The organism is Bacillus sp. JK62 (genome assembly GCF_053663455.1).
The window spans coordinates 14,234-38,852 of the sequence record NZ_JBSJQA010000008.1 but is presented as its reverse complement, the minus strand read 5'-3'; the positions used below and the strand labels follow the sequence as shown (position 1 = coordinate 38,852).

The 24,619-nt window shown below is 44.9% G+C and carries 25 protein-coding genes; 6 read left to right on the top strand and 19 right to left on the bottom strand.

The window, feature by feature from the left end:
- Nucleotides 1-11: 11 nt before the first annotated feature.
- From ACWJJ4_RS17830 to ACWJJ4_RS17820, 3 genes are all read right to left on the bottom strand, one after another.
- Entirely contained in the window at nt 12-1,082 is a 1,071-nt protein-coding gene (locus ACWJJ4_RS17830) for an iron-containing alcohol dehydrogenase family protein (RefSeq protein WP_094247279.1), read from the bottom strand.
- Nucleotides 1,083-1,154: 72 nt separating this feature from the next.
- Entirely contained in the window at nt 1,155-1,625 is a 471-nt protein-coding gene (locus tag ACWJJ4_RS17825; protein WP_003156718.1) for a helix-turn-helix transcriptional regulator, read from the bottom strand.
- Between the two features lie 262 nt (nt 1,626-1,887).
- Nucleotides 1,888-2,331 (bottom strand): hypothetical protein, encoded by a 444-nt coding sequence (locus ACWJJ4_RS17820; RefSeq protein ID WP_017419322.1) that lies wholly within the window; start codon nt 2,329-2,331, stop codon nt 1,888-1,890.
- Nucleotides 2,332-2,710: 379 nt separating this feature from the next.
- Here ACWJJ4_RS17820 and ACWJJ4_RS17815 point away from each other — a divergent pair, with 379 nt between their 5' ends.
- The 3 genes from ACWJJ4_RS17815 to hpaB all read left to right on the top strand — a co-directional run bounded on the left by ACWJJ4_RS17815 (nt 2,711) and on the right by hpaB (nt 6,979).
- Nucleotides 2,711-4,885 carry a glycoside hydrolase domain-containing protein gene (locus ACWJJ4_RS17815; RefSeq protein ID WP_077721738.1) on the top strand — a complete coding sequence of 725 codons (2,175 nt, stop codon included), beginning with the start codon at nt 2,711-2,713 and terminating at the stop codon, nt 4,883-4,885.
- Nucleotides 4,886-4,957: 72 nt separating this feature from the next.
- A complete protein-coding gene (locus tag ACWJJ4_RS17810) occupies nt 4,958-5,383 on the top strand; it encodes a hypothetical protein (RefSeq protein ID WP_454021844.1) in 426 nt (141 codons plus the stop codon).
- A 150-nt stretch (nt 5,384-5,533) separates the two neighbouring features.
- Complete coding sequence (gene hpaB, locus ACWJJ4_RS17805; protein ID WP_102421794.1) at nt 5,534-6,979, top strand: 4-hydroxyphenylacetate 3-monooxygenase, oxygenase component; 1,446 nt, start codon at nt 5,534-5,536, stop codon at nt 6,977-6,979.
- Between the two features lie 55 nt (nt 6,980-7,034).
- Here hpaB and ACWJJ4_RS17800 read toward each other — a convergent pair whose 3' ends face one another.
- Nucleotides 7,035-7,277, bottom strand: coding sequence for a DUF2651 family protein (locus ACWJJ4_RS17800; protein ID WP_003156724.1), 243 nt, complete (start codon nt 7,275-7,277; stop codon nt 7,035-7,037).
- A 334-nt stretch (nt 7,278-7,611) separates the two neighbouring features.
- Here ACWJJ4_RS17800 and glpT point away from each other — a divergent pair, with 334 nt between their 5' ends.
- Together glpT and ACWJJ4_RS17790 are read left to right on the top strand one after the other, a co-directional pair.
- Complete coding sequence (glpT, locus tag ACWJJ4_RS17795; RefSeq protein WP_003156725.1) at nt 7,612-8,946, top strand: glycerol-3-phosphate transporter; 1,335 nt, start codon at nt 7,612-7,614, stop codon at nt 8,944-8,946.
- Nucleotides 8,947-9,041: 95 nt separating this feature from the next.
- Nucleotides 9,042-9,929, top strand: coding sequence for a glycerophosphodiester phosphodiesterase (locus ACWJJ4_RS17790; RefSeq protein ID WP_063174902.1), 888 nt, complete (start codon nt 9,042-9,044; stop codon nt 9,927-9,929).
- Nucleotides 9,930-10,111: 182 nt separating this feature from the next.
- On the opposite strand, the gene ACWJJ4_RS17785 is transcribed toward ACWJJ4_RS17790, so the two are convergent.
- The 3 genes from ACWJJ4_RS17785 to ACWJJ4_RS17775 all read right to left on the bottom strand — a co-directional run bounded on the left by ACWJJ4_RS17785 (nt 10,112) and on the right by ACWJJ4_RS17775 (nt 13,812).
- Entirely contained in the window at nt 10,112-10,360 is a 249-nt protein-coding gene (locus tag ACWJJ4_RS17785; protein ID WP_063174901.1) for a DUF2651 family protein, read from the bottom strand.
- Between the two features lie 67 nt (nt 10,361-10,427).
- Nucleotides 10,428-11,492 carry a hypothetical protein gene (locus tag ACWJJ4_RS17780; protein WP_454021843.1) on the bottom strand — a complete coding sequence of 355 codons (1,065 nt, stop codon included), beginning with the start codon at nt 11,490-11,492 and terminating at the stop codon, nt 10,428-10,430.
- Between the two features lie 700 nt (nt 11,493-12,192).
- The gene (locus ACWJJ4_RS17775) at nt 12,193-13,812 is read right to left on the bottom strand and encodes an APC family permease (RefSeq protein WP_063174899.1); all 1,620 of its coding nucleotides are present in this window, start codon (nt 13,810-13,812) and stop codon (nt 12,193-12,195) included.
- A gap of 185 nt (nt 13,813-13,997) precedes the next feature.
- On the opposite strand from ACWJJ4_RS17775, the gene ACWJJ4_RS17770 reads away from it, so the two are divergent.
- Nucleotides 13,998-14,258, top strand: coding sequence for a hypothetical protein (locus tag ACWJJ4_RS17770; protein WP_003156732.1), 261 nt, complete (start codon nt 13,998-14,000; stop codon nt 14,256-14,258).
- Between the two features lie 44 nt (nt 14,259-14,302).
- Here the strand turns inward: ACWJJ4_RS17770 and ACWJJ4_RS17765 are convergent, their stop codons facing one another.
- The 12 genes from ACWJJ4_RS17765 to ACWJJ4_RS17710 all read right to left on the bottom strand — a co-directional run bounded on the left by ACWJJ4_RS17765 (nt 14,303) and on the right by ACWJJ4_RS17710 (nt 24,476).
- Nucleotides 14,303-15,001: a YqeB family protein gene (locus tag ACWJJ4_RS17765; RefSeq protein ID WP_063174898.1), complete on the bottom strand. Its 699-nt coding sequence runs from the start codon at nt 14,999-15,001 to the stop codon at nt 14,303-14,305.
- Between the two features lie 110 nt (nt 15,002-15,111).
- The gene (locus tag ACWJJ4_RS17760) at nt 15,112-15,360 is read right to left on the bottom strand and encodes a sigma-G-dependent sporulation-specific acid-soluble spore protein CsgA (RefSeq protein ID WP_007408989.1); all 249 of its coding nucleotides are present in this window, start codon (nt 15,358-15,360) and stop codon (nt 15,112-15,114) included.
- Nucleotides 15,361-15,440: 80 nt separating this feature from the next.
- Entirely contained in the window at nt 15,441-15,917 is a 477-nt protein-coding gene (locus ACWJJ4_RS17755) for a DUF4879 domain-containing protein (RefSeq protein WP_015239070.1), read from the bottom strand.
- A gap of 103 nt (nt 15,918-16,020) precedes the next feature.
- Nucleotides 16,021-16,200, bottom strand: coding sequence for a hypothetical protein (locus tag ACWJJ4_RS17750; RefSeq protein ID WP_003156739.1), 180 nt, complete (start codon nt 16,198-16,200; stop codon nt 16,021-16,023).
- Between the two features lie 13 nt (nt 16,201-16,213).
- Complete coding sequence (locus ACWJJ4_RS17745; protein WP_146283862.1) at nt 16,214-17,356, bottom strand: ABC transporter permease; 1,143 nt, start codon at nt 17,354-17,356, stop codon at nt 16,214-16,216.
- A complete protein-coding gene (locus tag ACWJJ4_RS17740) occupies nt 17,353-18,540 on the bottom strand; it encodes an ABC transporter permease (protein WP_146283863.1) in 1,188 nt (395 codons plus the stop codon). The genes ACWJJ4_RS17745 and ACWJJ4_RS17740 overlap by 4 nt, the downstream gene beginning before the upstream one ends.
- Nucleotides 18,541-18,548: 8 nt before the next feature.
- Nucleotides 18,549-19,484 (bottom strand): ABC transporter ATP-binding protein, encoded by a 936-nt coding sequence (locus ACWJJ4_RS17735; protein ID WP_102421939.1) that lies wholly within the window; start codon nt 19,482-19,484, stop codon nt 18,549-18,551.
- Between the two features lie 141 nt (nt 19,485-19,625).
- A complete protein-coding gene (locus ACWJJ4_RS17730) occupies nt 19,626-20,270 on the bottom strand; it encodes a response regulator (RefSeq protein WP_070081300.1) in 645 nt (214 codons plus the stop codon).
- Between the two features lie 4 nt (nt 20,271-20,274).
- Nucleotides 20,275-21,405 carry a sensor histidine kinase gene (locus ACWJJ4_RS17725; RefSeq protein WP_368779325.1) on the bottom strand — a complete coding sequence of 377 codons (1,131 nt, stop codon included), beginning with the start codon at nt 21,403-21,405 and terminating at the stop codon, nt 20,275-20,277.
- Between the two features lie 10 nt (nt 21,406-21,415).
- Entirely contained in the window at nt 21,416-22,129 is a 714-nt protein-coding gene (locus ACWJJ4_RS17720) for a YjjG family noncanonical pyrimidine nucleotidase (protein WP_032872660.1), read from the bottom strand.
- Between the two features lie 92 nt (nt 22,130-22,221).
- Nucleotides 22,222-23,607 (bottom strand): amino acid permease, encoded by a 1,386-nt coding sequence (locus ACWJJ4_RS17715; RefSeq protein ID WP_003156747.1) that lies wholly within the window; start codon nt 23,605-23,607, stop codon nt 22,222-22,224.
- A gap of 437 nt (nt 23,608-24,044) precedes the next feature.
- Nucleotides 24,045-24,476 carry a MarR family winged helix-turn-helix transcriptional regulator gene (locus ACWJJ4_RS17710; protein ID WP_070081297.1) on the bottom strand — a complete coding sequence of 144 codons (432 nt, stop codon included), beginning with the start codon at nt 24,474-24,476 and terminating at the stop codon, nt 24,045-24,047.
- Nucleotides 24,477-24,619 lie beyond the last annotated feature (143 nt).

Here is a 24,619-nt window from a genome sequence, read left to right as displayed (position 1 = left end):
GATTACAAGCTCTATCCTGTCTTTTGTGCTGATTCGAGCGATTCAATCGCCGCTGACACGTCCTTCTCGCAATATTGCCCCATTAAGCATAACGATTCTTCCGCCCGGCAGGCGTGAGAAGCGATGCGGCGCTTTGCTTCCTCATGGTTGTCAAGGATGCCGAGATCACAGAGACTGACGGGGAAACCGAGCCGGCGGTAAAACGGAAGCAGCTCTTCAATCTCATGTCTCCGATTCTCAAGCGCGAGCTGCACCAATATGCCGTAAGCAACCTTCTGGCCGTGCAGCACCTGATGTGTCTCCTGAAGAAAACTGAGGCCGTTGTGGACCGCATGCGCCCCTGCCATCCTGCACAAACGGCCGCCATACCCGCCGACCGTTCCCGCAAGCATAATGATCGTTTCCGCCGTATGGATGAACGGCACGGACAGCTCGCCTTTCTCCATGCTTACGACGGCGGCTTCACTGTAACGCAATAACAGATGACGGATATATTCCGCCTGTCTCAGCCCCGCCTGCGCCATCAGCGGCGGCGCCTCCTCCGTATTTCTGATGACCGCCTCGGCCTCATACCATTTCGCCAGCGTATCACCGATCCCGCTTTTCATATATTCAATGGGAGAGGAAAGCAAAAACAGCGGATCAACAAGCGTCAAATAGCTTGAACGCTTGTGATAATCAACTCTGATAAAATTGCCGCTCTCATCATATATGACACTCAACGGCGTACTTGCCGCACACGTCCCCGCAATGGAAGGAACCATCACAGCCTCAATATCAAGCCGGTCTGCCGCCGCTTTTGCCAAATCCAAAATCGTGCCGCCTCCGATACCGATGATCACATCCGCGTCTTCCGCCTGCTCACAGACCTTACGCACCGCCTCAGGTGAACAGTATCCTTTGTGCTGAATCACATCCCAGGAAGAACCGCCGCCGTAATCGGAGAACGCCTGATAAGATTTGATTCCGGTCACAATAACGGGTTTTCTGAATGTCTCCAGCAGCCCCGGAAGTTCTTTTGCGATTCCTTCCTTGCATATGTACTGATTCGGGCCGCTTCGCACGATATCTTCAGGCTTCATTCGAATCTCTCCTTTGGCTGGAATTTATATATATTTTCTCACTTGTCAGAAAATACATCAACCGGAGGTGCGTCAGCGCTTCGCTTCTTCCGCCTCCAAAAACAGCTCATCAAGCCGCTCCAAAGCCTCTGCCTTTTCAAAACTGCTGAACCACAGATCATCATAAGAATCAAGGATGCGGTAATGGTGGGAAATCAAATGCTGCTGCAAGCGGAACTCGCCTTTTTTCTCGATGGCTTTCCACCACACCTTGCCGCCCATCGTCTTCCCCTTCGGCCTGTCAATTGTGCGGTGAGCAACCGTTTCAATGACCTCCAGCGGATCATCTCCTAATACAGATTGCAGTGTTTCACTTGATCTGAAAAGCGCGCAAACCGCCACAACGTGCGGCCATTCCGCAAGCGCCCGTCCTTTCTCAATCTGCACCAGCGACTTTTTAGAAAGGCCGATCACATCCGCCATTTTCTCCTGTGTGTAGCCTCTCTCCGACCGGATTTTCTTCAGCTGGACTGAGACAAGCTCAGTCATATAATCTTGATCCATCTCAACCTCCATATTTATCAATATAGCCATTTTACACCGCGGCACGCCTTTTTTATATCAGAACATTTTCAAACGAATCAAAAGGACCCGGGATTGGCTTTTCATTGAAGCGATGTACCTTTCCGCATAATCCAGAATGATGCGGTGAATACAAACGTACGCCCGAAGAGACAGATGCGGTCTCCCTGGCGGTTGAGCTCCGGAGAAAATAAAAAGCTGCCGCAGCTGCGGCAGCTAAAACATTATAAGCTGAAAATCAAAATTATGAAGCGAATACAATCCAACTCGCACTATAATTGACACGTTTTTTCGAACCTTGATTGACCATTTTAAATCTGTATGAATCTCCTTTTTTTAACGAAGGTGTTTCAAAATAAGTCGTTCCATTTTTCTTTGCATTGGCGGTTTTGATTGTTTTCCAGGCACCTTTGCCGTTGACTTGCTTTTGGACGTATATTTTATACGTGCCCTTCCCTTTACTGTTGGATTTAAAAGTCACGGCTCTCAAGCTGTACTTTTTTGTCGTCTTAGTGAATTTAGGGTGATACGTATTGATCACATAGTTAGTGAAATACCCGCTTTTATAAGTATGAAGCCAGTCTTTAGCCTCTGCTTTTTGCGGAGAAGAAAAACCCATAAAACCAATTCCGCTGATTAAAAGAGTAAAAATAATGATGAGCGACTTAAAAATCTTTTTGCTTTTCATCGAGAAAACCCTTCCTTCCTGTAACTATTTACCCTATTTATGTTAATGACAATATAGCTAATCATAAATCCGTCCAACTAACCATTTTGACTGCAGGAAGAGGTATGAACAGCCCTAAAAATGACTATATGACTACTACTTATGATTCTTGTTATTTTTGATTAAGTGATAATGTTACTTTAAACCGCTATCCATTTTGCTGTTTTTATATCAATTGTCATAGAGAGATCTTTTCCTATCAATGCCTCTCTTTCGGCGTTTGTGCTGCGATTGTATGATGGGGCTGTCCCTGCTTGAACAAACTCATAAACCCATGACAAACTGTCATACGTTTGCCACCTATGAATGAACGCACACTACACATAATGGAGGGATTGCAATGGACGAAATGGTCCTGGAAACACAACAATGGCTGAATGAGACGTACAAAGGCAGACACGGGTACAACAAGGTGCCGGAAAACGGAAAAACAGGCTGGGATACCATTTACGGTCTGACACGGGCGCTTCAAATTGAGCTTGGTATTTCAGAACCAGCCGATAACTTCGGACCGACGACACAAAGATTGTTTAAACCGCTGAAAAAGCAGGCTCCCGATTCTAAGCCGACAAACATGAATTACATTCTGCAAGGGGCGCTGTGGTGTAAAGGATTTAACCCGGGCGGATTTTCTGGCGTTTTCTATGAAAATACCGAAAGCGCTGTAAAAGAGTTTCAAAAAGCGGCCGGGCTCACTAAGCAAGACGGCATCGTCACGGCACTCATTATGAAGGCCTTGCTGGATATGAGCGCTTTTCGGTTAGTAGCGGGAGGCGACAAAAGAATCCGCCAAATCCAGCAGAACCTGAACCGGGATTACAATGACTACATCGGCTTGATGCCTTGTGACGGCTTATATGCCCGCGATACAAACAAGGCTCTCATTTATGCTCTGCAAAAAGAAGAAGGCATGAGCACAAGCGTCGCCAATGGATTTTTCGGGAACGGAACGACCAGCTTATGTCCTACCTTGACTCCCGGCGATTCACGGACAGGCTTTGTTTTGATTGTGCAATACGCGCTTTACTGTAATGGGAAATCATTTGACCCCGGTGAATTCGACGGAAAATACGGCGTCGGAGTTGTATCGGCAGTGAAAGCTTTCCAAGAATTTATGTGTCTGCCGCAGACAGGTTATGCGGACATGCCGACGATTAAAGCTTTATTATCAAGCTCAGGCGACACAACACGGGCTGCTTCAGCTTGTGACACCGCTGCCATTTTGACGGCAGATACGGCTAAAACTTTGCGTGAGAATGGCTATAAGATCGTGGGAAGATATCTGACCGGGAATGTGCGGACGAGCAGCGGACTGACATCGAAAGCGTTAACGTCAAAAGAACTTTCCGCGATTTTCAATGCCGGCTTAAGTGTGTTTCCGATTTATCAGGACGGCGGCTATGAATCTTCTTATTTTGTAAAAGACCAAGGAACGAGAGATGCGTACAGCGCTGCATCAGCCGCCCGAAGATTAGGTTTTCCGTCAGGAACGACCATTTACTTTGCCGTCGATTTCGATGCGTATGATTATGAAGTTACGGATAAAATCATCCCTTACTTCCAAGAAATCAAGTCAGCTTTTATGAAAATGCAGGCGTTCTCAACTGCGCCGAAATATGAAATCGGGGTATACGGGCCGAGAAACATTTGTATCCGGACGTCAGAAGCAGGTCTGACCAAATATAGCTTTACGGCTAACATGTCGACCGGATTCAGCGGCAACCTCGGATACCCGATGCCGAAAAACTGGGCTTTTGATCAATTTTATGAAGGAACGATCGGAAGCGGAGCGGGAAAAGTCGCCATTGACAAAGACGGTTACTCCGGAAAAGACTCGGGTGCAAGCAGCGTTCATCCGCCTTCTGATCCTGTGTATGATGCAAGAATGCGTACACTGACGGACATTTTAACAACCATTCCTGCTTTAGAAAATATATCGAATCTTGCGAATGCCATGTTTGAATTCGACAAGACAGAAACCATTTATACATCACCTGAAATGGATATTCTTTTATCCACTTCACTTTTGGCAACAGTGCCAAGCGAAGGTTCTCCTAACACAGTTACCATTACAAACGGCAAACCGGGAGCTTATATTACCGGTCTGATGGGAGATTCACAAGTCTCTTTTACAGCATCACAAATTGATTCCTATCAAAACCTGCTTAACAGTCTGAGCTTGTCAGTCCGCAACGGTTATTTAGAAGTGTATGTCAATCCGTCTGCGGGATCGCTGAATATTCAATTTAAAATTTATACACCTGATATTCCGGTCGGTGACAGTGCTACAACTGGACTAACAACTACCATTACATTTAAAATAAAACAAAAGAGCTTCAGGCTGCCGGATTCCGAAGAGGTGTACTCTCCGGATTGGGATTCTGTCGTGAATACCATGGCTATTGCAGGCGCAGGAATTATTGTTATTGTAGGGATCGGTGCTTTAGTCGTTTTAGCACCTGAATTAGGAGGAGCTGCAGCCTTGTTCAGCACAGTTTTATCACTATTTCTATAATTGAACAGGCAGCTCCTTGCTCCAGGAATGCTCAATGAGTATTCTTGGAGTTATTTTTAAAGGAGGATTCGCATGAAGATTGATATGGAGACATACAAGGACACCGTTCAAAAAATAGAAAATGATTTGATTCCGCGAAGTCAAAATGACAAAGAACTGCTTACATATCTAATGAAACAAGATTCGCTCACACTGAATCAAATGAAAATGTGTTTCACTGAACCGCCCCTCACATTCCGACATACTGTCAAAATCGTATGTACAGTCACTTTCATCACATTATATATCTTTTTTTTCAGCACTCATTTTAATGAATTGATTGAAATGGTTCTGCAGATGTTTTTTGGCCTGGCCGGCCTTGTTTGGATTTTTGCTGTATTTCCGTTTTCAAGGAAAATCCAAGTGTCTGACCGTTTCAGACAAAAATCTGAAAACACCCGTATCACCGGAATGATAGACTTTGTCCTCGAACAACGATACAAAGACATGATCAGTTAAAAACCCCTCTGCTTAAGGGGTTTTTTTATGATGCAATCCCTTCACCCCCCTTATCAAAAAAGGCTCTTCCCCTTTGGAAATAACCGGAACACCCAATTTCGTTTTCAATATAATGAGGTAGTGGATCTGCAAAGAAAGAAGGGCGACATGATGGGTATCATTAATGGCAAAATGTTCATTGACCGATTAAATCAGCTTGGAAATGAGATTTGGCTTGATGGTGAAAAGATCGAGGGACAGATTTCTGAACATCCCGCATTTAAGGGCCTTCTGGAAACGAAGCGCTCTCTTTATGATTTGCAAACGAAACCGGACATGATAGATCAAATGACTTACAGTCTTCCCGGTAAAAAAGAACGGGCCGGGCTTTCATACCTGCAGCCGAAAACGAAAGAAGACGTAAAAAGAAGAAGAAACATGTTCGAACATTGGGCCAGGCACACGCACGGAATGATGGGACGAAGCCCGGATTATATGAATACCGTGCTGATGAGCTTCGCCTCCTCTGCCGCGCTTTTGAAAGACCGCGATCATTGTTTTCCGGAACATGTTCAAGCGCTGTACGAACGCGCTGCCGCACAGGATCTTTCTTTTACGCACACGTTTATCACCCCTCAGGTGAATCGTTCACAAATGGGCGTAAACGTATCGCCGACACCTGTCTCGGCAAAAGTCGTCGATAAAAATGAAAAAGGCCTCATCATACACGGCGCGCGGATTTTAGCCACACAAGGCGGCCTGACGGATGAAGTGCTCGTGGTTTCTCTGCCTAAGATGTATTTTGAATCGGATGAAGCGTTCGCTTTTTCAATCCCTTCCAATACAAAGGGAGTAAAATTCATCTGCAGGGAATCTTTCGTACTCGGAAAATCATCGTTTGATTATCCGCTCAGCTCAAGATATGAAGAAATGGATTCTATCGTTGTATTTGATCACGTTTTGGTCCCTTGGGAACGCGTATTTTTTTACAATAATTACGAGGCGGCTTTTGATTTTAATATGAAAAGCTCTTTTAACGCCTTCGCATTTCATCAAGTTATCACGAGACAAATTGTAAAGACGGAGTTTCTCCTTGGCCTCGCCCAAACGCTTGTCGATGCGATAGATGTAGGCGAATATCAGCATATTCAGGCTAAGATGGCTGAGATCATCACCGGTCTGGAAACGATGAAAGCCCTTTTGGAAAAGTCGGAGAATGATGCGGAAACAGACGAATGGGGTTATATGCGTCCGAGTGTCACTCCGCTTCGTGTGGTCAGCGCGATTTTCCCTGACATCTACCCGCGCTTCACGGAAATCATCCAGCTGATCGGGGCAAGCGGAATGGTGACTTTGCCGACTGAAAAAGCGTTCCGTTCCGACATCAGAGGAGACCTTGACCAATATTTGCAGGCGGCCGAATTGAACGCTGAAGACCGGGTAAAAGTGTTCCGCCTCGCATGGGATTTGACCATGAGCCCCTTTGGAACAAGGCAGACACAATATGAGCGGTACTTCTTCGGTGACCCCGTCCGCTTAGCCAGCCATCTGTACAGAAGCTATCCGAAAGAAGAACAGACCGCGGTCATCAAGGAATTCCTGCACATTCATAAATAAAACAAAGCAGAGATGTGTTCTCTGCTTTTGATAGCTGGATCGGCTGCCGCCGATCCTATTTTTTATTTTGGCTGATCACCACCATCGTAATATGCGATAACGCGAAAGAGACGAGCGTGTACACGACGGCCCACCCGATAAACGAGAAATTCAATATGGTAAAGGTGCATATAAGGCAAACGGCCAAAGCGGCAGCCGGCATAATGAACGCGTTTTTAAACAGGTACGTTCCGGCGACTGACAGGATGATGATACAAAGCGGCAGAACACCGAACGCAAAATCCAATTCATCAATCAACAGATGCACTCCCTTCGCTTTTCTTAGTTCGGCCTAACACATCTTATGCCTGAGTACAAAATCGAGTACCTCAAATCTTTCGCGCTCCGGCTGATATTCCCTCCGGTTATTTATTCAAAAAAATGAAAACTTTCCTTAAAGCGTTTACATTCACGTCAGACTGTGATAATTTAAGAAAGCGCTATCATATACAAGTTAATGATTTTTGGATGGAGATGAGGAGAACCAGGAAACCGCGCCCTTTCATAAGGGTGATTTCTGGTTCTTTTTGTCATTTTCAAGGAAAGGAGTCATACATACATCATGATAGACGTTCAGCAAAGGGGAGGATATGATGTTTCAATTGTTCAAGCCGGCTCCGCATATTGAGAGATTGGATGATTCAAAGACGGATGCGGCCTATAAACGGCTCAGGCTGCAGGTATTTTTGGGGATTTTCATCGGGTATGCCGGGTATTATTTACTTCGCAAAAACTTTGCCTTCGCTATTCCTTATTTTCAGGAACAAGGGTTTTCAAAAGGGGAACTTGGCTTGGTGCTTGCGGCCGTATCAATCGCTTACGGCTTCAGCAAATTTATTATGGGGATGGTGTCTGACCGCTGCAACCCGAGGTATTTCCTTGCGACAGGTCTGTTTTTGTCAGGTGTCGTCAACATTTTATTTGTTTCCATGCCATGGGTCACGTCAAGCGTGACGATTATGTTCATTTTTATGTTTATTAACGGATGGTTTCAAGGAATGGGCTGGCCGCCTTGCGGACGGACGATGGCTCATTGGTTTTCCATCAGTGAACGCGGCACGAAAATGTCGATATGGAATGTCGCCCATAACATAGGCGGAGGTATTCTCGCCCCGCTCGTGACTCTCGGCATCGCCATGTTTGTTACTTGGAAAAGCGTATTTTTCTTTCCGGCGATTATCGCCATCGTCATTTCATTTGTGATTGTTCTTCTCGTTCGGGACACGCCGCAATCCTGCGGGCTTCCGCCGATTGAAGAATACCGGAATGACTATCCGAAACATGCGTTCAAAGACCAGGAAAAAGAGATGACGACCAAAGAAATTCTTTTCAAATACGTGCTGAATAATAAATTTCTGTGGTATATCGCATTTGCCAATGTCTTTGTTTATTTCGTGCGGTACGGTGTCGTTGACTGGGCGCCGACTTATTTGACGGAAGCGAAAGGGTTCTCTCCTGAAGACTCCAGATGGTCTTATTTCCTTTATGAATATGCGGGAATTCCGGGAACGATTTTGTGCGGCTGGATCAGCGACCGATTTTTCAAAAGCCGCCGCGCACCGGCCGGCGTGCTGTTCATGGCCGGCGTATTTATCGCTGTATTGGTCTACTGGCTTAACCCTGCCGGTCATCCGCTCATCGATAATATCGCGCTGATCAGCATCGGATTCTTAATCTATGGGCCTGTCATGCTGATCGGACTTCAGGCCATTGACCTTGCGCCTAAAAAAGCGGCGGGAACGGCAGCCGGCTTAACCGGGTTTTTCGGCTACATCGGAGGCTCTGCTTTCGCCAACGCCATCATGGGTTATGTCGTAGACCGCTTTGACTGGAACGGCGGCTTTATCATGCTTATCTCCTCATGCGTGCTGTCCATCGTCTTCTTGGCTATGACGTGGAATACGGGCAAGCGGGCGGAGCATGTGTAAGAAAACAACATAAAAGATTAATATTTTTGCAGTACAGCATTTACAACGATTTTCTACGCTAGAGACAGATATTGATTTTTAAGGGGGAAGAAAACATGCGGAAACATAAGTTGTTTGCTTTGGTATTGCTTTCATTCGGTTTATTGTCATTCATCGTCACGCCTGTATCGGCGGCGGGAAAAGGAAACCTCTTGTCTCCTGACAGAATTTTAACCATTGCCCATCGCGGTGCTTCGGGGTATGTCCCGGAGCACACGATCCTTTCTTATGAAACTGCGCAAAAAATGAAGGCTGACTATATTGAGCTGGATTTACAAATGACAAAAGACGGCAAGCTGATCGTCATGCATGATGAAAAGCTGGACCGCACCACAAACGGACAAGGCTGGGTGAAGGATCATACATTAGCCGAGATTCAAAAGCTCGACGCCGGTTCTTGGTTCAATAAGGCCTATCCGGAAAAAGCAAAACCGCAATACGCCGGACTTCGCGTTCCCACACTTGATGACGTGTTAAAACGGTTCGGCAGACATGCAAACTATTATATTGAAACAAAGGCGCCCGAAACATATCCGGGTATGGAAGAAAAACTGATCGCTTCACTGAAAAAATATAAATTGGCAGGAAAGCATGCGAAACTTGGACAAGTGATCATTCAGTCTTTCAGCAGGGACAGCCTTCTGAAAATCAAACAGCTCGATCCGAAACTTCCCGCCGTCCAATTGCTTGAAGCGGAACAGATGACGTCAATGACTGACGCAGATTTAACGGACATCAAAACATATGCCGTCGGAATCGGACCGGATTACAAAGCGCTGAACGCTCAAAACGTCCGGAACATACGCAGCCACGGCCTACTGCTTCACCCTTACACCGTGAACAGCGAGACGGACATGCGCCGTCTGCTGAATTGGGGCGTAACCGGTGTGTTTACCAACTATGCGGATATATTCCAAAAGGTCAAAAAAGAATATAAATCATAAAGCCAGCATGGGTTCGGGGATGATGCCGAACCCATGTTTTTTTGCCCGATAATGCAAACGCCCTCATGGGTTATGTAGCGGGCGGAGCATATTAGTAAAGCTTAAATTCACCTTTATATTAATTAAAGGTATCACTGTAATGATGAATTACTTGTGATACCTTTTTAAACAAAGGAATATAATTATTTATTTCTATTATCTATTTTCTTTCTTATACTATTTGTAATATATGATAATATTAGTGATACTAAACCATAGACAACAACCCATCCCCAGAAAGATAGATTAAAAACAGTAAACATTAGTATGACAGAAACAACTATGCTGACAAGCGGCATTATATACACTTTTTTGAAAATATAAGTGAATATAATCGATAAGACAATAATAGAAAGTGGTAAAATACCAAAAGCAATATCTAGCTCATCCATTATTATTCTCCTTTGTGAATTTAATTTCCCCTTAAGTATACTCACTCAGCTGTCTAGCCATTTATATCTAATCACCCCATACTTCTTTGTTTTTCTTAATCATAAAAAAGTCATATTCAGAAACATGGGTATTGTTAATAATTTTTTCAAGTCCTCTGATAGGAGTAGATTTTAATTTTTTTCCGTTTTTATAAGAGTAAGAATTAATCACATATTTCCCGCCCTTGCTTATTTCTAACAAGAAAATTTCAGACTCATCAAAATAAGTGAATTTTGCTTGGTTTTCAAATTTTGTTGACCTATGTAATGGGAGTTTTTTCTTCGGCTTCATACTTTTCAGATCGAAAGTATAAAGTATTGAATTAGCTGCCAAATGATATAAAGTGTAATTTTTTACAAAAAAGTTATTAGTGGAAAGAGGAATAGCCAGCTGAGAAATTTCATCAGGGATATGATAACTGCCTAAAGGATATGCACCTTTAAACTTATTATGCTTTAAATCAATTTTTGCTACTTTGAATTGTACTTTGTTTGATTTATCCGTTTGGTTATATAGTATAAAAAAGGCTGAGCTTTTTTTAACTATTATCTGTGAATAAACACTCCAATTTTCTTCATTTAATATAGGAATTGTTGTTCCTTTCCCAACTGTAACTTTATCTTTATCTATTTTAATACCCTGAAAAGTCGGTGTTTTGATTGAAGAATCTTCATTTATCACGTAAATATATTCACCGTCATTACCGGTACTTGTATAGAAACCCGGAATAACCTTTTCATGAAATCCACTGCTGTTACCCCATCTGATTAAACTATTATAATGGTTTTCACCGACTCCTTGATTATTCAAAAAATAAAAGATATTTTCTTTTATTAAATGGCCTGATGATTGCCCATAACTTGTATGTACTTGATGCTGCATCGGGAATTTTTTAAAGTTATCGCCTATCATATAAACTTCTTTTTTGTCCTGTCTAACTATGTTTTTTTCATCTTGTGCAATGGTTCCAACTTCAATAGCATCTCCTTTTACAGCTGTTGCTTTTCCTTTTTCATCAATATATACAGTATAACTCCCATCTTTAGGGTAATCTATTGTAGCTGGAATAATATATAGCTGCAATTTTATCATTCAAGAAATTCTTTTCTTTTTCTGTTTCAGTTTGTTTAACATCAGAAACTGTATTAGTATATTTAAAAGTTCCGATACATATAAATATACCTATTAATACTATGACCGCAATTATTATTAACCACTTAATCTTGTTCAAATATAATCTCACTCCTTAAAATAATATGACTCCCTAAATAAACTTAGGGAGTGAAAATAATTCATCTAATTGTTTTAATAGTTTTTGTATAACCGGAATCTCTGATGTCTCTAGGGTAGACGCCCAGTCCTAATTTTCGCGTTTTCATACTTATTACCTCCTGCTATTTGTTTATCCTCCTATATTTTAATTTATTATACAATTATTGTAATCTCAACTTACGTACTGTATTTTTTCTGTGGTTAATTATTTGTTTTGTCTCTAAAACTTTGACTTTAGAGTACAGGAAAAAGGATGAAGCATGGAGAAGAAGAAACATAAAAGATTAATAGTTGCCCAACATATCTTTTGCATTCATTGTTTAGTATGGAAGGCAGTTATTGATAAGGCGGAGAAATCATGAAAAATAGAATACTGGCCTTGGTTTTCGTCGTTAGGCTTGCTCTCATTCATCGTCAGCCTGTATCGAGCCAGCATGGGTTCGGGGATGATGCCGAACCCATGTTTTTTGCCCGATAAAAAAACCTTGCGGGAAATGTACCGCAAGGTTTGTATCAATCATTATTCTTTTCCGGCGGCGGCTTCCGCCTGTCCGCCTTTTAATTGATCGTTGATTGCTTTGGCGTCTTTCAAATACTCAGTCTTGAATCCGCTCTTCAGCGCCCACGCATAGAAGGCAAGGGCAACGATTGCGATCAGCCCCATATCCCATCCGTACGGAATGATGTTCAGACCGCCGAATTTTTCACTTCCGAGCCATGAAATGACCATCATGCTGAGCAGATAGACAACCATCCAGACGCCGCCTTTAAAGTTTCTGCGGAATCCTTTCCACTTCACTTTCGCTTGGTAGTAGAAATAAATCGGAAGGCCGATCAAAATGATAAACAGCACCTGCCCTGTTAACGGCCAGCGCGCCCAATACAGCACGAGAGACGCGAACACGAAGCCGAGCGGTGCAACCACGCTGAGTCCTTTCAGACGGAGAGGCCTGTACAAATCCGCCGCCGTCCGCCGCAGCGTCATCACCGTCACTGGACCCGTGATATAAGAAATCAGCGTCGCAACGGAAATGATTTCAGCAAGCACGCCCCATCCTCTGAATAAAAACAGAAAGATAAACGATACGATCAGGTTGAAAATCATCGCTTGGCGCGGCACGCCGTACAGCGGATGAAGCTTTCCGAAAATGCTCGGCATATATTTATTTTTTTCCATGCCGTAAATCATGCGGGACGTCGTAGCAGTATAAGTGATACCCGTTCCCGACGGAGATACGAACGCATCCGCATAAAGAATAATGACAAGCCAATTGATATTCAATGCGATCGCCAAATCGGCAAATGGAGAGTTAAAGTTCAGGTGACTCCAGCCGTGAACGATCATGGAAGGTTCAACCGCACCGATAAATGCGATTTGCAATAGGACGTAAATGACGGTTGCGACCAGCAGCGAACCGACAACCGCAATCGGAATCGATTTGCCGGGATTTTTTGCTTCTCCGGCCATGTTAATCGGGCTTTGAAACCCGTTAAACGCAAATACGATACCTGATGTGGCCACCGCCGTCAGCACGCTCGCCCAGCCGTTCGGCGCAATGCTTGAACCGGATGTGAAGTTTCCGCCGTGAAAACCGGTAAACAGCAGCGCTCCGATTGTCAGCCCCGGAATAATAATTTTAAAGATGGTAATCAATGAATTCGCTTTTGAAAACAAGTTAACTGTCCAATAATTCAGTAAAAAGTAAATAATCAGCAATACGGATGCGAAGCCGAGCCCCTCTCCCGTAAGTGTGCCGTTGTGAACGAGATTGCTTGTCCACTTTGCCCAGTCCCACGGCCATGAGCTCATATATTGAACAGACGCAACCGCCTCCACCGGAATAACGGAAACAATCGCAATCCAGTTTGCCCATCCTGCGATAAATCCAATAAATGATCCATGAGAATATTGAGTATATTTTACCATTCCCCCGGCTTCCGGGAACATTGAACCCAATTCACTGTAAGAAAGTGCGATAAACAAAATTACGATCATACCGATAATCCAGGAAATAATTGCGGCAGGTCCCGCAATCTGAGCCGCCCGCCACGCCCCGAATAACCAACCGGAGCCAATCATCGACCCAAGTCCGACCATCATGAGTGCAAACGTTCCCATTCTGCGATGTAATTGATTCATAAAGTTAACACCTTTCAATTAAAATATGACTCCAGCGCTATCATATATTTATAATATTATTCTGAAAATAGTTTTGTCAATCTTTATCGCATTAAAGCGGCAAGCCAAAATTAACCTTCCGATGTTTAAACAGCCGTTAAGCGGGAATAACTACTGCAAGCCAGAAATAGAAAGGAGTTTTTATCGTGAAACAAAAACTGCTCATTTCAGGACTTGCCGTGTCGACTGTCGGAGTGACTTCCTACCTGCTCAAAGATAAATCAAACCGCCAAAAGGTGATGAACTTTATCCGCAATATGAAAACATCGCTCTCCGGGAAGCAGGATATTGAATCATTCCCCGTCAACAAAGCAGGCAATCCGCATCCCGAAGATATTGAAGACAACAAAATGGTATCGGAAGGCTCCATGTACCCGGTTCAATATTATGATGACAAGAAGAAATAATCTGTTCCCGGGCTGCCCGGCCGTATCAAACGGCGGCAGCTTTTTTATGCAGACGGCGTTTTATAGATCCGCCAATATTGGCGCGATCCTTTCTCCCGCACAGTAATGCCCAGTTTGGATATTTCCGCTTTCAGCTCTTTCGCATCTGCCTTTTCCTCCTCTTTCAGCGCCTTTTCTCTCGCTTTTAAAAGAGCATTTGCCCCAGGCTCCAAATCCGGCGTGTCCGGCACCCACCGTTTGTATTCTTCTTTAAAAGGATCTTCCGTCCCCAGCCAGACATACCCATGCGCGCGAAACGCATCAGCCGCTTTTTCAACCGCCGGCTCAAGCTTCTCCCGAAAAAGCTCCTGTCCTTCAGTGCCTAATAAGACAAGATACTTCCCATCCGTAAACACACCGGAAATGCTGTCTTTCGAAAACACGCTTTCTTCATTATATATGGTTAAGGACACCTCGCTGTCCGTCACGACTGCGACAAGACTTTCTTTAAAAGCTGCCTGCGTCAGCCACACTCCCCCAATTAAGCCGATAACGGCAGTTGCAGCCGCAGCCTTCCATCCGTGAAAGGAAGCGATTATTTCCAGCGGCCCGTGAAAAGGCAGCCAATCCAATGTTACGGCCCACTTCGCAATGACCGGCAGAAACCATCCGATGACCAGCCCTAATAATGGCGGCACCAGAAAAACCAAAGCTTTTTCAACCGATGACAACTCAAGAACCGTCTGTTTTTTTATTTCGTTCATGATTCTCCTCCGTCTGTGTTTTTCACAACTATCCATTATACAAAGGGTTGGATGATTCTGTAAACTGTTTCCGAAACAATAAAAAAGCCTCCCGGCCGCCGGGAGGCTTTTTAAAACAGGAGCTCATATACTTCATTCAATTCCATCGTGCGCTTCTCATCCTGCTCGTTCTCAGCATATTTGATTTCCTTTTCAAGCACCTGATTCAGCGCATCCATTTCCAGATCATTTAGATCTTTCACGAACTCGCCTTCATTTGCATAATGCTTCACCTGAAGCTTTTTATAAATCCCCCGGCACACATCATGCTCCAAGTGGTTCGAAAGCGACTCGCGCAAATATCCAAGTGTCCTGTCCATCATGTAAGCCCTCCCTTTTCTTTAGGAATAGCTTCCCGGAAAGAGAGAAAAACTATACATGAAAGCACCGGGCGGCTGTTTTAACTCTGTACCTGAATGGAGAAAAATCCGCTGCTTAACGGCGTGTACGGCCCGTTCAGCCCCGTTGCGGAGAAAGAGAACGTTCCTGAACTGACATAAGAAAGAGGAACGCTGTAATATTTAATATAGCCTGTAACGATATTGCCGTTTTTCGTATATTCATCTTCCAGCGCTTTTGACGTAAGATTTGTAATATTCGTTCCGTTGTTAAACGCCTGGATCGAGTTATTGTTCGGATACCCTTGGAAATATACGGCTAAATAACCCGTTGTCCCCTTCATCGGTTTTGATGCGCTGATTTGGTTCGGCCCGATATTTTCCCATTGGTAATTCTGACCGTCAGACGTCACACCGATAATACGGATTTGTGTTAAAGCAGGAGCGGGCGCCGCAGACGCTGACGGAGCCCACAACCCGCTCACAAGCAACAAAGCAGCGGCGGCCGCGGCAAATAGCATAACGAGTCTCTTTTTCATGTTTCTTCCTCCTCTTAATCTTTTCGTAGAATCCTATACTATTTTACATGATTCCCAAGGAAAAAGATTACATTTTATAAAAGAGTCCGGAATATTTTGTGAACTAGATATGAAACGCTCTGGAAACGCCATTGATTATGAGAAAGATGCCGCAGATTCTTAACACGACTCTTGAACTTCTGTCATCTTTACCGAAAAAGGTTTTTCCGAGCCAGCCGATCCATACGTTCATTGCGGCTCCAGCGAGCACTTCTATGATTCCGATGATTTCTGCCATATACAAAGCAGCCATCCTCCTAACTGTGTTTTTTCATATTACGGTTTATCAAATAGAGTGATAAAACCAATGACGCTGCACCGGCGGCAAGAAACAGGCTCAGCGGCACTATCTGCATGCTGCCTCCGCCATTGTTTTGAAACGCGCCGATCGCCCATTTTTCAGGGGTAAACAATGACAGCATCCGCATGTACTCCGGAGCCGTGTCTAATGTGAAGAACGCCCCTCCCAATAAACCCGTGACAGCTATAAAAACGGAAGCAAGCGACGTGAATTGCTTTTGGCTCTTCATGAACGGTATCACGGCCATCGTTACAGCAGTCAGCGCAAACGAGCAGGCCGCAAGCACCGCTCCCGCAGCAAAAACATGATCAGCAAAACGGATGTGCAGCATGAATGTTCCGGCAGCGAGAATCACGATAATATGGAGAAGTCCGAAAAGATACGCCGCCGCAAACTTAGAAATTGCATATGCCGTATAGGAAACGGGCGTGCTCAGCAATCTGTCATATGTATGATTTTCTTGTTCATCTATAAATGATCGCAGGCTTTGGACTGCAACGAACCAGATAAACATCACTAAAAATCCGATGAGTCTGTCGGCCGCCTGCCCGCCTGCATAAACGTGATGGCGGTCAACGGTGACGGCGGAATGACCCTGAATATCCTTCAAGAGATCAGCTGCCGCCTGCTTCCCATCGGTGTGCAGCGTGCGGGATATCACTTTTGCATCGCGGACTATTTTTTTCAGCGCGCCCGCCTGCTGTGCAATCAGCTGCTCTGTCAAAACAGCATCACCCTTTTCTTCATTCTGAATAAATGAAACGTTCAATTCATCTCCGGAAAATAATGTCTCTTCAAAATGAGAGCCGATCAGCAATCCAAAGGATATATCCTGATGATTAACCTTTGTTTTTAATACGTCCTCCGTGACCTTCGTGACTTTTATATGGCCGGCTGTCTGAATCATTTTCATAAATTGCGCTGAATAGGCGCTCTGATCCTCATCAGCTACATATACTTCCTTCTGCTGACTGCCTTCCGCAGAAAAGGAAAAGAAATATGTGAGAAGGAGCGGAGCGGAAATCGTCGCAAAGATGGCAGCCCGATTTTGCAGCATCAGTTTCAGCTGATGTCTGATCATGAATAACAGCTGCATCATGAAACCGCCTCCTTCCGTTTAAACACCCAGACGGTCAAACATAAAAACACGGCGCCGATGGCGGCAAGCTCTGCCAAATCCGCCGCAATACCGCTCAGACCGGCATACTGCGTGACACTGACATAGCTGTTGATCGCTTTGCCGTTCGGTATCAGCTCCTGCACGATTTTCAAACTGTCAGGCAAGCCGCCTTTTGCGATAAAGCTTCCGCCTAAAAAACTGAAGCCATACAGAATAGGAGCCGCCATGCTTGAGACGGTCTCGTGGTTTTTTGCAGTAACCCCCCAAAGGAGCACAATACTGCCGATCGCAAATGAATAAACGATCGTCACCAGCAATACTTCAAACAAATTGCCCCATTTTACCTGATACAAGATGCTGCTTGCGATGATGACGGCAGCCATTTGCATCAGGATGGCAAACATGATTCCCAAAAGCTTACCCGCCACGTATTGGATACGTAAAACAGGCATTGATTTGATTCTGAATAACGTGTGCTGCTGTCTCTCTTCCACTATCCCGTGAATGAGCGCAAACGCGGTCATAATGGAGAACATGACGACCATTGCGATTGAATAATACTGCATCGCATCAATCGGAGCCGCGTGATTGCCTGCGGACTGTTTCGGAATGGTGACAGCCTGTCCACGTTCACCCGAAAGGCCGCTGATGATTTTGCTGACATCTCCCTTTGACAGATGTCCCGACTGCTTCAGCACCGCTTTTTCTTCGCTGAATTCCGCTTTTACTCTGGTGACAAACGAATCGGCCATCATTTCCACAATGTCTCCGTTTACAGAGCCTTGTTGGTCCGAGATGACTTTGATACTTGTTTTTTCATTGTGTTCCGCCGCTTTTGCAAAGCCTTTCGGCACGTATACAAAAACGGAGACTTTGCCGCTTTCGACAAGCTGTTTCCCTTCTTGATAACTGCCTATATCTTTTACACGGATGAGATCATTTTGGTTCAGCACGTCATTCTTTAATTGGTCACCCAAAGAACTCTCCGCGTGATCCGCATTATAAAACGCGGTCTGAAATGGCTTCACTTTTGAATCGCCGTGAAAAACCGTTCCTAAAATGAAAATCATCAGCGCCGGAAACAGAAGCAGTTTTATATAGAAAGACTTTGCGCCGGCCAATAACCGAAAATCTAATAAGATCAGCCTGAATAATATTTTCATGACGCCCCCTATGAATCCCGCAGCGTTTTGCCGGTGAGCCGGAGGAAAATGCTTTCCAGATTGGCTTCCTCGAAATGAATGCCCTTAATGGTGATACCGGTTTTCCTGATATCATCCGCAATATCAAGGATATTGCGATCTGCCGCAGAGACGAGCATCGTAATGGTCTGCCGGCTGACAGCAGCCTCGGCAACACCGGGAATGCGGCGGATTTTTTTAACGGCATCATCATTCAGCCCCTCTGCATTCACGGTCAGGGTATCAGAGGCTTTGGCTGACTGCTTCAATTCGTCTTTCGTCCCGCAGGCAATGATTGAGCCGTGATCCATGATCGCCGCTTTTTCACAGAGGTATTCGGCCTCTTCCATGTAATGGCTCGTGTAGATGACGGTCATCCCTTTTTCTTGATTTAACGTCTTCACGGTTTCAAGAATGTGGTGTCTGGATTGCGGATCAATTCCGACGGTCGGTTCATCTAAAATGAATAGTTTCGGTTCATTCATTAGCGCGGCACCGATATTCACCCGTCTTTTCATGCCGCCCGAAAACTCAGATATCCTTTGATTTCGCTGTTCCTGTAATTCGATGATGTCCAGCACTTCATCAACCCGTTTACAAAGTTCCTTACCGGAAAGTCCGTACAGACTTCCGAAAAAAGCCAAATTATCCTTTGCGCTTAACGCTTGATATAAAGCGATTTCCTGCGGGACGACTCCCATCACTTTTTTTATGGCCGCAGGCTGCTCCTGCAATGAGGCTCCGTCAATACAGATTGTTCCGCCCGTCGGCGGGAGCACGGTGCTGATCATCGACACCGTTGTTGATTTACCGGCGCCGTTTGGCCCCAGCAGACCGAATATCTCTCCTTTTTCGATGCGCAGTGATATATGATTGACAGCGGTAAAATCGCCGTACTTTTTTGTCAAATCCGTTAATTCGAGCATTCGTGCAGCACTCCTTGTGTCATGTCTGCACTTATTCTACTCTTGGCGATCCTTGTTTTCTATTCACTTTCGTACTCGATATGGGTATTACTTTCGTCATATGTTTAGTGATAAAAAGGGAGAGAGGAGGGTGAAACGGGGTTATAGCAATTTTTGCAAATATAAGGTAAGCTCGGTTCTGTTTGACACTTCAAGTTTATCGAGGATTCTGGATACATAGTTTTTCACAGTGCCTTCAGTCAGAAATAAGTCTGCGGCAATGCGTTTATTGCTTTTGCCTTCCATAATGTGTTTCGCCACATCAAGCTCTCTCGGCGTGAGAATCTCCTTCAGCTTTGACCGCGGCTCTTCCTGCACCGCAGGGATCTCCATATTGTTCAGCGCTTTTACGACGGAAACCGTGATTTTGGGATTCAGCATCATCTTCCCTTCATAAACGGCTTGAAGGGAGGCGGTAATTTCATCTGAATCAGCATCCTTCAAGAGATAGCCGTCGGCTCCGCTTTTCAGCCCGGCAAAAATATAGTGATCATCTTCAAACGTTGTCAGAATGATGACTTTTACGGAAGGATATCGCGCTTTTACCGCTTTTGTCGTTTCGATTCCGTCCATACCGGGCATTCTGATATCCATCAAAATCACATCGGTTTCGGTTTGAGAAAGCAGCCGGAGAACCTCTTCGCCGCAAGAAGCCTCTCCCGATATTTGAATTCCTTCGTGAAGACTCAGAATCATTTTCAGCCCCTCTCTCACAATGGACTGGTCGTCTGCAATCATGACATTCACTTGATTATTCCTCCTTGCATGGAATCCTTATTTTCACGTCAAAACCCGTTTCCTTCCCGGAAGAGAAAACAGCCTCTCCGCCAAGTGCGGCCGCTCTTTTCTCAATTCCTTTCAGACCATTTGATTTTATGATCGTTCCGCAGGCTGAGCCGTTATTATGAATGTGCGCCAATATCATATTTCGGTTTTTTTGAATCCGGACAGAAACATATGAAGCATGTCCATGCTTTATCGCATTCGTAATCGTTTCCTGAACGGATTGATAAAGACAATGCTTCACATCCGGCTGTTCCGTTTCTATGGCCGCGTCCGTCTCCAGCTCGAAGCGAATGCCTCCCGCCTCTTGAAAATGACTGAAAATGTCACGGAGCTCTTGCTCAAACGCCCGCCCGGACAAAGATCCCTGCAGCAGCGTAACCGCCTGGCGAAGCTTTAAAATGGATTCTTTCGTAAGATCATGCGCTTTATGAATGATCTGCTTCACTTTGTCCGGCTGATGCCCGGCTGTCTTCCCGGCAAACTCTAAATTCATTTTCAGAGCAGCCAGATAATGACCGAGCGAATCATGCAGCTCCTGCGCAATTCTTGTTCTTTCTTTCGTAACGGCCAGTTCCTCAATCCGGTCTGAATATTCCTTCAGTGTGTCATTAGCGGTTTTCAGCTCTCGGTTCAGCAATTCTACCTTCGACTTCTCCTGCAGGTTTTTCCGATATAAATAAATCACCGCAAACATGATGAAGTATGGCGGCACGATATCACTGACACCCGCTCCTCCGGCGTATAAAGCTGCGGCAAATGCGGCGGCATTCACCGTTAACAAAACAGCCGGAATCTGCTGATCAGTAATAAGCACCTCCGCCAATAAAAGCACCATTACGGCCTGTGTCCCCACACTATAGACATTGTACAAAAGAACTCCCGCGATAACGTTGCTCAGGAGAAAAGAGCCTTGATATACAGCAGGCCTTCTCTTCATATATAGCGGCCGCAGGCAGTCATTAGCCGTCAGCATCATCACGAGCACAGACAAAAAAACCTTCAGCTCCCCCCGGCCGGGAGGAAGCTGAAGAATCGCATGAAAGATTGATAGTAATGCAAAACCCCTGATCAGTAACTTCGTATGTGCAATCTTCATCGTATTCTCCTTACAGATGAGCGGCGGCTTTTCGCTCCACGTTCAGCACATCATACAGCTCATCAAGCGAATGAATTTCATATGTCGGGATGATCCCGGACTCATTTGCTTTCTTTCCGGGATTAAACCAGCACGTATCCATTCCCGCCATCTGACCGCCTTTTATGTCCGCGCTCAATGAATCGCCGATAATAAGCCCGTGCCCGGCAGAAAAACCGGGAATTCTCGCAAACACGTAATCAAAGTATTCCTTCATCGGCTTTTGAAAACCCGTGTCCTCAGATACAAACACATCTTTAAAAAACGGATACAGACCGGAGTCGCCCAGCCGCTTATATTGTGATCTTGAGACGCCGTTCGTCACGATGTATAAATCAAATAAAGGACTCAGCCGTTCAATCAGCTCATAAGCTCCGTCTATCATCTGGTGCCCTTCTTCTAAGTATTGGCGGTACGCCTGATTCATCAGCACGCCGTCGGCTTCGAGGCCGTATTCTTTAAATAAAAGGGCAAACCGTGTATTCACCACTTCATCGCGGGTCATTTCCCCCTCTTCAAACGCCTGCCACAGCCCTTGATTTAACGCTTTATAACGGGCTTCCACCTCTGCCGTCAGCTCCAGCTTTGAACCTTGGAACAATTTTTGAAGAGCATCGGTTTCTGAAGCGGTAAAATCCAGCAGCGTATTGTCTATATCAAATAATAACGTACGGTAATGACTCATCGATGTTTCCCCCGGTTCTGCTTTTTTTAACCAGTATACCACTCGCGGACAAGCCGAAAAAGACACCCCTGTAAGAGAGGTGTCTTTTTGAATTATACAGCGTCTTCTATTTTCGATTTTTCACCAGGCATGCGCTTGCCGATACCGAACGCATAATAGCTGACCGTCACAATCGCCAGGAAAATCACCCCGACAACCAAAGAAATCCGCGTATCTTTGTTAAACCACATGCCGATCAATACCATGAGTAAGAAAGCGATCGTCAAATAGTTTGTAAACGGCGCAAAAGGCATCTTAAACGGATGCTTATCAAGCTCAGCGCCCTTCGCTCTTCTGAAACCGAGATGGCTGATTAAAATGACGAACCACGGAATCATTCCCGGCAGCACACTCGCGCTGTACACATAAACAAAAATTTTCGGAGGCGCGATGTAGTTCAGCACGACACCGATCACAAGTCCGATTAATACCGCAAGCGTACCGAATATCGGCACACCGCTCGAAGAAACTTTCTTAAAGAATTTCGGCGCCTGTCCGTTCACGCCTAACGTATAAAGCATACGTCCCGCACTGAATATCCCGCTGTTGCATCCGGACATCGCAGCGGTAATCACAACAAAGTTAATCAAACCGGCCGCCGCCGTAATCCCGACTTTCGCAAATGTCGAAACAAACGGACTGCCGAGTGAGTGAAGCTCATTCCACGGATATACGGTAACGATTACGAAAATCGCACCGATGTAGAAAATTAAAATCCGCCAGATAATGCTCTGAATCGCGCTTCTCAGCGTTTTTTGCGGGTCCTTCGCTTCCCCTGCCGTAATTCCGATCAGCTCGACCCCTTGATAGGCCGCAACAACCAAAGACAAAGCAAAGAAAAATCCTGAAAAACCATTTGTAAAGAAACCGCCGTGCGACCATAAATTAGATAATCCGATCGCATGCCCTCCGTTACCGAAACCGAAGAAAATAATCCCGATTCCGGCCACAATCATCAGAATAATGGTGACGATTTTGATCATGGCAAACCAAAATTCAAACTCTCCGAAAGATTTTACTGAAATTAAATTCGCCGCACCGAGAATGGCCATGGCGATAATGCCGGGAATCCATGCCGGCAGATCAGGAAACCAATATTTCATATACGAACCGACGGCGATAATTTCAGACATCCCGACGATCACCCATTGAAACCAGTTGCTCCACGCCGTCATATAGCCGGCTAACGGATGTATATACTTATGGCCGAATGTCGCAAACGACCCTGTACTCGGCTCTACATAGAGCATTTCGCCCATCGCACGCATGATAAAAAAGATAAAGATACCCGAGATCGCATAAGCCAGCAGGACAGACGGCCCTGTCCATCCGATCGTGCTGGATGACCCCATGAATAAACCGACACCGATCGTGCCGCCCAGCGCAATCATCTGTATATGACGCGCGCCTAAGCCTCTCTTTAATTCTTTGTTTGCCACTTCGCTTCCTCCTCTTAACAGCTCTGATATATGTGAAATAATGAAGCAGAAGGTGCACCTGTTGAACCTAACTCAATCTTCATTTCCCGCAATATTAGAAATATTCTATCTTCCTATCGTTATATAATCTCCAATTTCCTTATTCCATCATAATAAATTTTCGTGGAAAATACAATTGTTTTTTTCAGGCAAACACCTTGCACTCTGAACCAATGGAGTAAAAATAAAGCGCTTTCATTTTCATTTAATTATGAATATTGAGATAATAAATGCCGCAGCCTCCGAGAAACACTATTTCCCAGGAGAAACGTTTTCCGCCCCCTATTCAATATTATTTTTGCTAAGCAGAATGGCGTAAAGCCTTACTCTCTTCCTTACTCTCTTCCATTCTCCCTTGTATACGCCATAATCCTGCTTAACCCGGCAAAAATCATGCATTAATCGATAAATGCCTCATTCAGCCGCAGCAAAAGCCGGCTGAACATTTCTTTTTCATCGCCGGACCAATCGTCAAGCATACGATGATACCGCTCAAGACGCATCTTTTTATCAGCTTTTAACCTCTGTTTGCCAAGCTTCGTAATCGCAAACAGACTGACCCGCCCGTCAGAAGGATCAGAAAAACGCTGGATCAGCTCTTTCGACTCCAAGGCCGCTGCCTGGCGTGACAATGTGGAAATATCCAGCTTAAATGATTCGGCCAATTCCTTCACACGCGCCGGCCCGAATTCATCCAGCTGCCGTAATAACAAATACGCAGCCCTTTCCAGATGTCCGATTTTACGGTCGGAGTTATCAAGATAAACAGCTCTCCTGATAAAAGTGGTGAGCTCATATTCAATTAATTCAATCGGATCTTGTTTTGACAAACGCCTCACTCCTTACATTGACAACAGCAACATTAGTTGTATAATACAAACATATGCACATTTACTCAGAAAACATATAGAAAGATTTTGCATACATATATTTGTATAGTACAAATATATGTGCCAAAAGTAAAGAAACTTAT